General features: G+C 63.3%; 9 protein-coding genes. 5 read left to right on the forward strand and 4 right to left on the reverse strand.

Annotated elements, in window-relative coordinates; genetic code table 11:
- Nucleotides 1–47: 47 nt before the first annotated feature.
- On the forward strand, nt 48–3038 hold the full coding sequence (mobF, locus tag D7Y61_RS02865) for a MobF family relaxase (RefSeq protein ID WP_049446842.1): 2991 nt from the start codon (nt 48–50) through the stop codon (nt 3036–3038).
- Nucleotides 3039–3199: 161 nt separating this feature from the next.
- Here mobF and D7Y61_RS02870 read toward each other — a convergent pair whose 3' ends face one another.
- The 3 genes from D7Y61_RS02870 to D7Y61_RS02880 form a co-directional block, all read right to left on the reverse strand.
- Nucleotides 3200–3682 carry a GIY-YIG nuclease family protein gene (locus tag D7Y61_RS02870; protein WP_053090785.1) on the reverse strand — a complete coding sequence of 161 codons (483 nt, stop codon included), beginning with the start codon at nt 3680–3682 and terminating at the stop codon, nt 3200–3202.
- 131 nt (nt 3683–3813) lie between these two features.
- Entirely contained in the window at nt 3814–5505 is a 1692-nt protein-coding gene (locus D7Y61_RS02875; protein ID WP_160314184.1) for a YadA-like family protein, read from the reverse strand.
- Between the two features lie 65 nt (nt 5506–5570).
- Nucleotides 5571–6326 (reverse strand): M15 family metallopeptidase, encoded by a 756-nt coding sequence (locus tag D7Y61_RS02880; protein ID WP_053091888.1) that lies wholly within the window; start codon nt 6324–6326, stop codon nt 5571–5573.
- Between the two features lie 778 nt (nt 6327–7104).
- Here D7Y61_RS02880 and D7Y61_RS02885 point away from each other — a divergent pair.
- Together D7Y61_RS02885 and D7Y61_RS02890 are read left to right on the forward strand one after the other, a co-directional pair.
- Nucleotides 7105–8382 carry an O-antigen ligase family protein gene (locus D7Y61_RS02885; protein WP_180864885.1) on the forward strand — a complete coding sequence of 426 codons (1278 nt, stop codon included), beginning with the start codon at nt 7105–7107 and terminating at the stop codon, nt 8380–8382.
- Nucleotides 8382–9374, forward strand: a complete 993-nt coding sequence (locus tag D7Y61_RS02890) for a glycosyltransferase (RefSeq protein WP_180864886.1) — start codon at nt 8382–8384, stop codon at nt 9372–9374. Before D7Y61_RS02885 ends, D7Y61_RS02890 begins: the two co-directional genes overlap by 1 nt.
- A 29-nt stretch (nt 9375–9403) precedes the next feature.
- On the opposite strand, the gene D7Y61_RS02895 is transcribed toward D7Y61_RS02890, so the two are convergent.
- Nucleotides 9404–9796 (reverse strand): barstar family protein, encoded by a 393-nt coding sequence (locus D7Y61_RS02895; protein WP_180864887.1) that lies wholly within the window; start codon nt 9794–9796, stop codon nt 9404–9406.
- A 310-nt stretch (nt 9797–10106) separates the two neighbouring features.
- On the opposite strand from D7Y61_RS02895, the gene D7Y61_RS02900 reads away from it, so the two are divergent.
- Nucleotides 10107–12326 carry a methyl-accepting chemotaxis protein gene (locus D7Y61_RS02900; protein ID WP_180864888.1) on the forward strand — a complete coding sequence of 740 codons (2220 nt, stop codon included), beginning with the start codon at nt 10107–10109 and terminating at the stop codon, nt 12324–12326.
- 163 nt (nt 12327–12489) lie between these two features.
- Nucleotides 12490–12858 carry a glycine zipper 2TM domain-containing protein gene (locus tag D7Y61_RS02905; protein ID WP_005415760.1) on the forward strand — a complete coding sequence of 123 codons (369 nt, stop codon included), beginning with the start codon at nt 12490–12492 and terminating at the stop codon, nt 12856–12858.
- Nucleotides 12859–12860: the final 2 nt, after the last annotated feature.

Here is a 12860-nt window from a genome sequence, read left to right on the forward strand (position 1 = left end):
GCAGGGTTTTGGTAGATCTGAAGGGATAGCCAGGACCTGGAGAACTCATGATCAACACCACACTGCTGAAGCGAAACGCCGGGGGAACCAAGGGTGGTTCTGCGTCGATTTACTACCTCTTGGCCCAGGAAAAGCTCTCTGAAGAAGCCGAGCAGGCAAGCATGGCCGTTGGCTACTACAGCCGCTCCGCGCCGAGCAAAGAGGCGCAATCGAAGTTCTACGGCGGCTTGGCCCAGCACCTGGGTCTGGCAGGCGTCCGCGCCACGGAAGAGCTGATGATTCCGCTGACGGATGGATTTGACCCCAAGACCGGTCGAGCGCTATGCCACGGAGCCGGGGATCGCGGACAGGTCAAAGTCCGCTTTGATAAGACCGGCAAGGCCCCGTTGCGCGACAAAGACGGCAAGGTGGTCACGTATCTGGCCGGTGGGCATCGCATCGGCTTTGACCTGACAATCAGCGCACCGCTGGATATCTCCGTGGCGTTTGCACTGGCGTCCGATCCGGCAGAGCAAGAGGCCATTCATGCCGCGCACCGCAACGCGGTCCAGCGGGCGATGGAAGCCTTCGAAGCCATGTCCGAAACCCGGCGCAACAAGGCCGGGAAAGACGTCATTGGGGTGGATGGGTTGATCTGGAGCAGCCATCACCACTACGCCTCACGAGCCGACGAAGCGACCGGGGAGATGGGCCCGAACCTCCACACCCACAACCTGCTCTACAACCTTTCCTTGGGCAACGACGGCAAAGAGGCCAGCCTCTCTGCTGAAGAAATCTACCGCTACCGCAAAGCCATGGATGAGGTCTACAAGACCGAGCTCTACCAGGGCATGAAGGCGCTGGGCTATGGGGTGGACCGCATCCGTGAACTGGACGACGACGGCCAGGAAACCGGGCGCGTCTACGCGCGGATCGCGGGCCTGGACGAGGAGGTGACGGATCGCTATGGCAACCGCCGCAAGGAAATCCTCGCTTACGCGGCCAAGCACAACGTGTCTAATCAGCAGGCCACGTTGGCCACGCGCAAAGACAAGGACGAGCCGCCTTACCAGGAGCTCATCGCGCACTGGCAGGACACGCTGAAAGGCTTCGACGTATCCACGGAAAGCCTGAAGCAGGCCAAGGGCAACGCGCACGAAATGGAGCAAAAATCCCCGGCAGAACTGCTGGAGCGGCTCCATGAGACCGACGCCATCTTCTGCGACCACAACCTCTTGGAGGTCTTGGGCCAGGAATACGCCGGCAGCGTGACCGTGCCAGAGCTCTACGGCTTGGTTGAAGCGTTCAAGAAGGAGCACGGCCTGGTGCTGGTCAACCCCATGCGCCTGCACGACGACGACAAGGGCGACTCGCTGGCAAGGCGGCATACCCAGGAGCGCTACTGCGCCCCGTGGATGCTCCAGATCGAGCAGGAGGTGGTGGCCTTCGCGATTGACCGAGCCAAGGAAACCCATCACCACGTGCCCCTGGCCGACGTGGACCGGGTGGTGAAAGACTACGAGAAGGCCAAGGGCTTTCAACTCTCCCAGGAGCAGCGCCACGCGTTGGACCACATCACCCAGGGCAGCGGGGGCGTGGTCAATCTTTCTGGGCTCGCCGGAACCGGTAAAACGACGATCAGTGAGTGTTTTCGGGCAGCTTACGAAACCCAAGGATTCGAGTTGCTGGGCGTCTGCGTTTCCAACGCCGCGGCCGAGAAGCTGGAGGCGGAAAGCGGCATGTCCAGCGTGAGCATGGCGCAGATGCTCCATGACCTGGACAAAGGAAAGATGCAGTTCCGCAAGACGGACGTCATTGTGGTGGATGAGGCAGGCATGGTCGATGCGCGCAACACCCACAAGCTTTTCAGCTACGCCGCCAAGGCGGGGGCGAAGGTCATCATGCAGGGCGACGTGGAACAGCTTCAGCCCATCGGAGCTGGGTCCGGCTTTCAGTTGACCAAGAGCGCGGTGGGTGATGCCAAACTCACGGAGATCCGACGCCAGGGCAAACAGGAAGACCGAGAAACCGCGTTGTCGTTCTACGCCACGGACGAAAGCGGCCAGATCATCGATCTGAAAAAGGCCAGCCGTTCCCGGGCGCAGACCCTCGACAAGGGCAACGAAATCAAGGCCCGGTTGCTCGGCACCATCCGCGAAACGGCCACGGAGAAGGACTCCCGCGAGCGCTTGCTGCACGAATACTTCGAAGACCCAACCCCGATGCAGGAGAAGTTGGTCATCGCCCACACCCGTGCAGACGTGGCCGCGCTCAATGCGGGCATCCGGGCTGGGTTGAAAGAACGGGGAGAGCTGGGCCAGGACGAAGTGGTGATCGAGGCCCGGGACAAGGGGCGCAAGTTCGACTTGGCGTTGTCCAAAGGCGATCAGATCGTCTTCACCGCGAAGAACAAGGACCTGGGGGTCATCAATGGCACGCAGGCGGTGGTGGAGAACATCAAGCCCTCAAGGGCGGGCGGCTACGACATCAGCGTTTCCATTCGCTCGGAGACCAAGGCCGATGGCCGGCGATTGACGTTCAACAGCTTCGAAATGAAAGCACTGACGCATTCCTATGCCGGGACGGTTCACAAGAGCCAGGGCCAAGGTAAGCGGGAGATCTACCACCTGGCGAACCTGGGCATGCTCGACGCCCACAGCGCCCTGGTGGCCTACACCCGACTCACGAAGGGTTCCTACCGCATGTATGCGACGTCCGATGACGTGGAGCGGTTGAGCGAACGCCTGGGGCTGGAACGCCTCAAAGAGACCGTGCTCGACGCGGGACTGAAAGACGATCCGCAACGGCCGGTTGTCCAGGGCCTTGGGGCGGTTGCACGCCCCAACACTCAACGCCCAGCCGCTCAGCGAACGCGCATCCAGGGCAAGCTCGACGCACTGCTGAAGGAGCACGCGGAACGCCCAAAACCGCAGATGAGCGAGGGCGAGCGCAAGGCCCGTTGGCTGCTGGAAGTGCTGGAGCCGTTGCGGCGGGCGCGAAAGGCCTCTCCCAAGCTGCCAGCGCAGTCCCCGAAACACAGGCAGGGCTTCTCGTTGTGAGCAGCAGGCTGGGCGGCCATGCCGCCCATGTGCTTTTCTCTCCACACCGCTTTTGCTTTGAGGCGCGGCCACTGGCCGCGTTCTTTTTGACACCAAAGCAACGTCAAAAGCGCATGGAGGGTGCGGCAGGGCAGCCCGCGGCTTCCGCCGGGGCCCTTGCTTTACAGGGCGGCCATGACCACAGCCTGCAGCACCATCACCGCCACGCCGAAAAGGAAGGGGTAGAGGAACAGCCATTTGAAGAACCCCCAAGCCAGGGACGACGGAGCCCCCGCCGAGCGGCGCGGAACCGCCTCGGGCCACGCATACCCCGCCGCCAAGGACTTCATGTAACCCGTGGTGCGCCTGCTGGGATCGCGAATAAGAATGCCCGGTGGCTTGCTGTAGATCCGCCAGCCTTTCTGAAAGGCCTTGTAGCGCCACGCGTATTCGTGAGCCTCGGCATCGGCCTGGGTGCCCGTCATGCTCGACAGCGGGACGAACGAGAATCGGCGTCCCTGCCAGCCCCCACGAGCACTGCGGTGCTGCTGCTCGCGTTGCTTTAAATCGACGGTCTGCCCCACGTAGCAGCACCCGTTGTCAAAGAACAACCCGTAGAGATGGCGTGGGCGGGGCAGGTATTTCTGATTGCGTTTCCAGTTCAAGGGTCCTCCATCGATGGGTATACCTACATACCCATAAAAGAAAGAACCGATTCGTCAAGCCATGGCACGAACAAGGGCCCCGAAGGGCCCTTGCCGAGATACGATCACCTCCTTTTCCACCACGCAATCGTTTAGCGCCCCAAGTTGATGCTCAACCCGAAGCCGGCTACCGGCTTGTTGCCAGAGCCGAAGGACAGGCCCGCCGAGACGCTGACCTTTTCAGACACCCGAGCACCCCAGCCCACGGCCATTGCAGCACTGCCCCCCGAGAATCCCACGCCCACGTTCAGGTTCACCTGGCCAACGGCCGTGCCCCCGTTCTGCGCCGCAGCGGTGGCCATCTGGCTCATCGCGCCGAGTTGCGCGCCCAAGCCGTTGATGCGGCGATCCTGGTGCCGAAGGCGGCGGTCCGTATCGACCCAGCGGTCATCCCACACCTGCTGCATTTCGTAGACCTGCCCACCGTTCACAGCATCCGTGGACCCGCGTTCGATGCGCCCCGGAGCCACGCTGGTCACGCGCTGATTGCCCGCGTTGACGCCCGCAGTCGTCACCGAAGGGCCGCCTTGAATCGTCACGCCTTGGGCGTTGACCGTGGTCTGGCCGACCTGGACAGAGCCCTGCTCGGACAACTGCACGTTGTCGCTGACCGCCACGGTTTGGGTGCCGTCCGTGTTGTCGGTCACCTCGACGTTCTTGCCCGCCCTTACAGTCCAGCCCGCGCCGGTCCCGGCGGTTCCATCCACCCCATCGGTGCCGGCAGGCCCTTGGACCCCTGGCTCCCCTTTCAGGCTTGCCAGCCAATCTTGTTCATTCCCTTGGAAGCCGTTGGCCAAGGCCACCTCGTAAGCGCTCAACCCATCCGCGCCGCGCGGGCCTGGCGTGCCAGAGCCGCTGCCTGGGTTTTGCTCGAGCGAAGTCACGCGTCCGTCCAGATCGTCCAATGCGGCTCCCACGGTTTGATGCGTGGCACCGCTGCGGAACTGATAGATGGGCGCGATAAAGTTGCCGTTGACGAACGTGGCACCGCCGCCCAGCGCTTGGGCCGCCTGACGGACCTGTCCGAGGTTTGCGACGTCGGTGTCTGAGGTGCCGGCTCGAACGTTCGTGATTCGGCGGGTGCTCTGGCCCCCGTCCTCATACGTGGATCCCACGCTGACTTCGTCACTGGCCCAGCAGCGGCTATGTGAGCCCAGGGCAACGCAGTCTTGCCCGCGTGCTTCAGCCCCAACGCCTAACGCAAGTGACTGAAATGCATCGGCAACGGCAGAGGTGCCTATGGCGACGGCATGGTCAGCGTTTGCCTCTGCCAAGTGGCCTTGAGCAATCGATGCATTGCCCCGCGAACGGCTGGAATAGCCAAAGGACATGGAAAGATCCCCACTGGCTTGCGCCTGCACCCCTTGAGCCAACGATTTAACACCGGTCGCGACGGCTTGTTGTCCAACGGCTACCGCATCTTCGCCACCAGCAAAACTCAAAGTGCCGATGGCAACAGTCCTCGCTGCCGCGGCATTCGCGGCTTGGCCCGTCGCAATGGAGTTCGCACCGGACGCTTGGGCATTCGTGCCCGACGCCACCGCGTTGTCTGCGGAGGCGTTGGCTTGAACGCCCGTGGCGATGGCCCCGTTCCCGGAGGCATTGGCATAGGCCCCCGTTGCAGTGGCATTCGGGGCTGAGGCTTGGGCGTATTCCCCGGTCGCCGTCGAGTTGGGTTCCGAAGCCGTGGCCCCGGTTCCCGTGGCGGTTTGAGCAAACGATGGGGAGGCAAACAACGAGGCCCCCATCAAAGCCGTTAAGATGGATGCGCGAAGCGAAGACATGAAAACCCTCCCGAGTATGGATTGATACTTCATCCATAGCAGGCGATTTCATTTCCGCAAGGTGATCATCCGATCTTTTTCAAGGTGTTAGGAAAGGTCGCAAAGCAAACCCGTGCCGGCGCGAACCAGTTCCAGGCCATCCGGTTTTCATTGCCCCAGGCCAAGCACGCCGTTTCCATCCCCGCAGGGCACCAAGCCGGTGCCAGCGCACGGGCCAGCACTTCCGAAGAGGGCTCCCCGGTCACCGAAGGAAACGCGCCCGGCTTGCGCCCCTGCCGGTAGGCCCACTTGGCTTGGCCGCACTCGGCTTTCAGCTCGACGTGCGGATAGTCTTTCGGGCTGGTCCATCGGCCGCCCCAGTTCAGCCCCACGATCTCCGCCAGCTCCCCAAAGCGTTGATAGCCGGCCATCACATGGGCATCGTCCAAGTTCCAGCTGGGCTCCCCATTGATGAACACGGCGGCATCCAAGGCCAGTCCGAAGTTGTGGCAGCTGGAGAATGCCCCAACGCTGGTCACGCCAGACCCGGAGGCAAGCAGGGCCGCCTGGCGCTCGGGGCTTCGATACCCTTCCACGGGCCGCACATCAAACCCTTCCGCGGCCAGCTGGGCCTGGACGGCTTCCACCTTTTCCCGCAGCGCTGGGGAAACCCCCTTCCACATCCGTTCGTTTTTCGGATGGAAGAATCGGTAAATGGCGCCGTGCGGCTTCGGGGTTTGGAAAACCCAGGGGCTGCTGGGCTTGGGTTTGGGTTGAACGGTCGAACACCCAGCCAGTGTCAGGCAAGCCAGAACGACGGCGATGGTAAAGCGCGGTTGCATGCTTTCCTCCCAGAAAGGTAGATAGATGCTTTCAGGGGTAGTGGATTTTCAGGAAAGCGCAAGCGAGCTAAAAAAAGCCCCCGAACGACCGGGGGAGGAGGCCTGCAGCTCGGGGGCTTAATGAGGCAGGGAAAAAGAGTAAGAAACCCTGCCCCGTTGCAAGCCATAGCACACACAAGGGCAAGAAGTCAAACCGATTGCCGATCGCGTGACAGGGGCAGAAGGCGCGTGGCATTGGGCGGTCAAGGCGGATGCCGGTGACTGGGCCTGGGGATGACGGGTGGCCGCACAGCGCGTAAGTAAGAGGGAAGAGTTGTTGCGATAGTGTTGCGGCGGTCAGGTCAGAGTATTGGCCTGGCTGTCCGGGCCTTGCCCAGCAAGGCTTTCGCGCTCGAAAATGAACAGACGCTAATGATGCTTCATCAGCGGGGTGTGTTCCTTGGACGCCTTGGCGTTGCTGGTGTTGTCTTTTGTATCAGTCACTTGAGGCGTTTCGCGTCTTGGGCAGGGCGTCGGGGCGTGGCCATGCGGACATGGCCGGCAGGACCGTTAGTGTAGCGATCTGGGCCAGTCGATGATCCCGGCCAGCGGCGCCGGGGGCAGGGCGGATGCCCATGCCTGTCCCTATGCCAACGCAAGCCGCCGTACACCTGCGGTTTGGTTGATTTCCACGGGACCCCACGGTAGTGTCAGCCCCGGCGATTTCCGCCAAACGGGCCCCATGAAAGCCGGGCGGCCGATCTCGTGGCGGGCGTTGATGGAAAGAGAAAGAACACGCATGACTGCAGCCTGCATGGCCGCCGAACCTGGCTACACCTGGCGCACCGTCCTGCTGAGCATCCTGGTCGCCATCGTTCCGCTTGCCGGATCCGCCCCCTACACCCTGCTGAAGGCGCTGGTCCTGCTGGTCCTGCTGGTCACCGGCATTGTGCTGATCCGCCGCCAGCCCGATGTCCGCCTGCGCTACCGCATCGCACGGTTCGTCGTGATCGTCTGCTTCCTGCGCCTGGCCTATGCCTTCTACAGCATCACCTGGCACGACCTGCGCTGGAACGAGCTGGATCTGCCGGCGCAGACACTGCTCTACCTGGGCACGGCCGCCGTGTTCGCCACCGTGCTGGACTGGCGCCTGATCTGGAAGATCCTTGCCCTGTCCACGCTGGTCTTTGGTGGATCGTGCATCGTTCAGCATCATGTCCTGGGCCTGGAGCGCGCACATGGCTTCAGCGGCGGCGAGTGGACAGCCATCGAGTTCACCATGGTCACGCTGTGCATGGCGCTGTTCTCGGTCATCCGGCTGATCCAGCCGAATGTCCATCCGGCCGAGCGCTGGCTGCACGGCGTGGCCATTGCTGTCGGTGTCTATGGCTCGATCCTGGCGCAGAGCCGCGGGCCGATCCTGGCGTTCATCCCCGCCATGCTGATGGTGATCGCCGTGCATGTGCGGCGCACCCGGCGCTGGCGGGGGGCACTGGCCTTCGTCGGTGCCTTGGTCATTGGTGTGGTCGGAGCGACCACGATGCTGAACCACGAGGTGATCCAGCGCTTCGGCGAGGTCAGCGGAGAGATCACTGGTTTCAACCAGGAAAATGAAGTCGGCTCGGTCCGTGAGCGCATCGCCATGTGGGGCGTGGCGGTCGATGCCTTTGCCGAGCATCCCGTGGCCGGCGTGGGCCTGAACCAGTTCGGTACCTATGCGCGCGAGGGCATCGCCCGCGGTGAGGTGTCCGATTCGATCTTCCGCTACAACCACCCGCACAACGAGTACCTGGAAGCGGCGGCGACCGGCGGCGTGCCGTTGCTGGTGATCATGCTGCTGGTGTTCATCCTGCCGGGCCTGCATTTCGTGCGGCGTGTCGGCCATGCCGATGAAACCACGGCGATGATCGCCACTGCGGGGCTTGCCGTGGTCATCGTCTACGCTCTGTCGGCGTTCACGGACAACGTGTTCTACCGGGCGATGCCCCATTCGTTCTACTTCTATCTGGTGCTGGGCTTCATGCTGGCGACCGCTTTGCCCGCGCGTGATGTACGCCAGGGAGGCAGCAGCTGCTGATGGCGCATATCCATCTGCTCGCCGCAGACAACCAGCGCGGCCTGTCGCATGACATCCAGATGATCGAGCGCTCGCTGCAGCAGCTGGGGCACGAGGTGACCATCAGTCGTCTCGATGCGGTCCGCAACGGGGGCGCCTGGAAACTCCGCGGCATGCGACTGCGCAGGCTGCTGGCCTCCTGGCTGAGCCTGGGGCGCACGCCGGCCCGCTTCGACATCAACATCTCGCTGGAACATGTCCGGCCGGCAAGCTTCGGCCTGGCCAGGGTCAATCTGCTGATACCGAACCCGGAATGGGTGTCCCCGCGCAGCCTGCGTACCCTGCCGCGCTTCGATGCGTTGCTGACCAAGACCGAAGATGCCACGCGCATCTTCAATGGTCTGGGCCTGCGCGCGCTGGAGGTCGGGTTCTGCAGCCGCGACCGCTACGATCCGACGGTAACGCGCAGGCCCCGCAGTTTCCTGCACGCGGCCGGCAGCAGCCGCATGAAGGGGACCGCTGCACTTGTTGAAGTCTGGAAGCGACATCCGGAGTGGCCATTGCTGACCATCCTGCGTGGCGGTCCGTCGGGGGAAGATGTGGGCAGCGCGGCGAACCTGCGGATCGTCCGCGAGCGGCTGCCTGACCAGGAAGTGCAGCGCCTGCAGAACGAGCACGCGTTCCACCTGTGCCTTTCACAGACCGAAGGCTGGGGCCATTACCTGGTGGAGGCGATGAGCTGTGCAGCGGTCGTGATCACCTGCGATGGCGCACCGATGAACCAGATGATCGACGAGAGCCGGGGCATCCTGGTCGCCGCGCATGAAGGCGCGCCCTGCAATCTGTCCAGGACGTGGCATGTGGACGAGACAGCGCTGGAACAGGCGGTGGAGCGTGCGCTGGCGATGGATGAGGCTGAATGGAGCCGACTGGGCAGCAATGCACGCGCCTGGCACCTGGCCAGCGAGATCGCGTTCCCGCGGCGTCTGGGCGAGGCTCTGGCGAAGTTCTGAGGCACGCACGTGTTGTTGCCGCACCGCGCTCAGCCAGCGACGAGGGTGATCCGTGGATGGGCGCCGAAGATCTCCATCACGATCTCGAAGTAGGTCTGCCCGTGCCCGCGCTCCAGCGCAGTCAGCTGGTCACGGATGGCCGCGACGTTGAACCTGCCGGCCTGGTCCAGTTTCGACTCCAGCCAGGATCGCGTGGCCTCGTGACCCAGTGCTGCGCGGCTGTGCGCGATATCGCGCCACACCACCGTCGCGGTGGGATGGCCGGCGAGGGCGCCGTAGCCACCCCGCAGCAGGTCATCCAGTGCGTCCAGGCTCGGGCCCAGCTGCCAGTCTTCGCTGGCCATGAGCACGCGGTTGATTTCCGCATACAGGCTGGCGATGTCATTGATGGACGCGCCTTCGATGTGCAGGACAAGCGGCATATGCCGACTCTGGACGATCATGCATCGAGAATAACAGGGGGGTGCGCCTGCGCGGATGGTACTGTCCGGTCTGGAGCGCTCATGCATTCCGGATACCTTGCCCCGGTTCATGGTGTAAAACTGGCGTGATTGCTGCTGCGCATCGGGATTGCCCCGGGGGCAGATACTGCCACGGCGCCGGGGTTAATCCGTTTGTTTTATGCCGGCCTGCACAGTTCCATATATTTGGATCGGTCCATATATAAAGTCCCATAAAGTTTCCCTTCGTTGCGCCGCCATCGAACGTACGGCCACGATCAAGGGAATTGAGATGCTTGCCTTACGTAATCTCCGTGTGGGGTCCCGGCTTGGCGCCGGCTTCGGTCTGCTGCTGCTGTTCATCATGGCCATCGTCGGCCTGATGCTGTATGGAAATCACCTCAAGTCCGCCCAGTTCGAGAAAGTGGTGGACGTCAACATGGTGAAAATGCGGCTGTTGAACGACATGCTTGATACCAACAACGCGGTGCTGATGCATCGCCGCCTGATGGTGATCAAGCGTGGCGAGGATTTTGACAAGGATTACCAGCGTGCCCAGGAGCTGTCACGAACGTATGACGGAATATGGGACAGATACATCAAGATTCCGCGTGATGCCACCGGCGATACCCTGGTTGCCCGGATCGAGGCGGCCCGCAAGGCCACCGATGCATCCACCCGGCAGCTGCATGAGCGCATGACGGAAGGGGATTTCGATGGCGCGGCGAAAGAGCTGCTGGCCGAGCACGGCCTGGCCACCGCCTGGAACGAATCCATCTCGGCGTTGCTGCGGCACCAGGAAACGCTGACCGAACGCAGCCGCGAAGACTACCGCGCAACGGAATCCTGGACGGGCACGTTGTTGATCGCGTTCGGGGCATTGAGCCTGCTGCTGGGCTCGCTGGCGGCCTGGGCAATCACCCGCAGCCTGACCCGCCCGCTGGAAGGGGCGGTGAGGCTGGCTGACGGTATTGCCGGGGGGCGCCTGGACAGTGCCATCGATGCGTCCGGTAACGATGAAGTGACCCAGCTGCTGAAATCGATGCAGCGCATGCAGGCACAGCTGCAGGCGGTGATGGCTGCGCAGGGTGAGCTGGCCCGCCAGCACGATGGCGGAAGCCTCAGCTACCGCATGGACGAGAGCGCGTTCCCCGGCGACTACGGGCGCATGGTGCATGAAACCAATGCCCTGGTCGGTTCGCACGTGCAGGTACAGAACCGGTTGATCGAGGTGATGAAGCACTATGCGCGCGGCGACCTGTCGGTGGACATGGACCCGTTGCCCGGCGAGAAGGCGGCGATCACCCAGGCAATGGACGAGACCAAGACCAGTCTGTCGGCGATCAACAGCGAGATCCGCCGCTTGGCGACGGCGGCAGCGGCAGGCGACTTCAGCCTGCGCGGCGACGAGGATCGCTTTGCCTACGATTTCCGCGACATGGTGGCCGGACTCAATCGCCTGATGCAGGCCACTGACGAAAACCTCGTGCAGGTATCGACCCTGCTGCAGGCGATCTCGCGTGGTGACCTGACCGTGCGCATGCAGGGCGATTTCCACGGGGTATTTGCCCGCATGCGCGATGACTGCAATGCCACTGTCGATCAGCTCAAGCAGATTGTCGGTCGCATCCAGGCGAGTGCATCCAGCATCAACCTGGCGGCGGGCGAAATCGCCTCCGGCAACACCGATCTGTCGCGGCGCACCGAGCAGCAGGCGGCGAATCTGGAGGAGACCGCCGCGTCGATGGAGGAACTGACGTCCACCGTGAAGCAGAACGCCGAGCATGCGCGCCAGGCCAACCAGCTCGCCATCGGCGCGCACGGTGTCGCTTCACAGGGAGGGGAGGTCGTGGGCCAGGTGGTGGTGACGATGTCGGCCATCGAGGCATCGTCGAAGAAGATTGCCGAAATCATCTCGGTCATCGACGGCATTGCGTTCCAGACCAACATCCTGGCGCTGAACGCAGCGGTGGAAGCCGCACGTGCCGGTGAGCAGGGCAGGGGCTTTGCCGTGGTGGCCAGCGAAGTGCGCACGCTGGCGCAGCGCTCGGCGGGCGCGGCCAAGGAGATCAAGGGCCTGATCGAGGATTCGGTCGGCAAGGTGGCCGATGGATCAGCGCTGGTCCGTCAGGCGGGCACGACCATGGGCGAGATCGTGGCCTCGGTGCAGCGCGTGACCGACATCATGGCTGACATCTCCGCTGCCTCGCAGGAGCAGAGTTCGGGCATCGAACAGGTCAACCAGGCAGTCGTGCAGATGGATGAGACCACACAGCAGAATGCTGCGTTGGTCGAAGAAGCCAGCGCTGCGGCACGCTCCATGGAAGAGCAGGCCAGCCTGCTGGCCGAGGCAGTGTCGGTGTTCCGCACCGGGGCGGCTGCGGCGGTATCGGTACCACGCGCTCTGGCGGCAGTGGCTGCGTCGGTCGCGCCGGTGAAGCGCCCGGCAGTGCTGTCGCCGCGCATCGAACCGACGCTGGCCGCCAATGCAGGGGGATGGGAAGAGTTCTAGCAACACGGGAAGTCGGTAGGGAGACGGCGCCCATCGCGAAGGCTGATCACGGTGGGCGCGATTTTTCCTGAACGGACGATGGCCGATGAACCTGCGGACACGCGCATTTCACTTCCAGTTGCCGGATGCGGGAGGACACTGACCCCATACCGGACCTCAGGAGATGGCCATGAAGACCTCAACCCGATTGCTGGTGCTGGGCACGCTGCTGGCGGCGTCGTCCGTTGCCGGCGCGCAGACCTATGGCCCGCGTGACGAAGGACGCAAGTTCAACGATGGCAGCCGTGTGGTGTGCAAGAACGTGGAAGTGCAGCGCAACTCACGCGATCCCAACCGCATTGCGGGTACCGCTACCGGCGCAGTGATCGGCGGCCTGCTCGGCAACCAGGTCGGCGGCGGCAACGGCAAGAAGCTCGCGACCGTTGCGGGCGCCGTGGCCGGTGGTGCCGCAGGCCGGCAGATCCAGGGCAACAGCCAGCAGAAGAACGGCGACCGCGTGGTTGAACGCCGCTGCGAACGTGTCTATCGCTGATC

The organism is Stenotrophomonas maltophilia, assembly GCF_013464485.1.
Taxonomy (GTDB): Bacteria; Pseudomonadota; Gammaproteobacteria; order Xanthomonadales; family Xanthomonadaceae; genus Stenotrophomonas; species Stenotrophomonas maltophilia_AW.

Coding starts and splice junctions, on each gene's coding strand:
- D7Y61_RS02905 (WP_005415760.1), top strand. CDS start 12,490: ATGGCCATGAAGACCTCAACCCGATTGCTGGTGCTGGGCACGCTGCTG.
- mobF (WP_049446842.1), top strand. CDS start 48: ATGATCAACACCACACTGCTGAAGCGAAACGCCGGGGGAACCAAGGGT.
- D7Y61_RS02885 (WP_180864885.1), top strand. CDS start 7,105: ATGACTGCAGCCTGCATGGCCGCCGAACCTGGCTACACCTGGCGCACC.
- D7Y61_RS02895 (WP_180864887.1), bottom strand. CDS start 9,796: ATGCCGCTTGTCCTGCACATCGAAGGCGCGTCCATCAATGACATCGCC.
- D7Y61_RS02890 (WP_180864886.1), top strand. CDS start 8,382: ATGGCGCATATCCATCTGCTCGCCGCAGACAACCAGCGCGGCCTGTCG.
- D7Y61_RS02880 (WP_053091888.1), bottom strand. CDS start 6,326: ATGCAACCGCGCTTTACCATCGCCGTCGTTCTGGCTTGCCTGACACTG.
- D7Y61_RS02875 (WP_160314184.1), bottom strand. CDS start 5,505: ATGTCTTCGCTTCGCGCATCCATCTTAACGGCTTTGATGGGGGCCTCG.
- D7Y61_RS02900 (WP_180864888.1), top strand. CDS start 10,107: ATGCTTGCCTTACGTAATCTCCGTGTGGGGTCCCGGCTTGGCGCCGGC.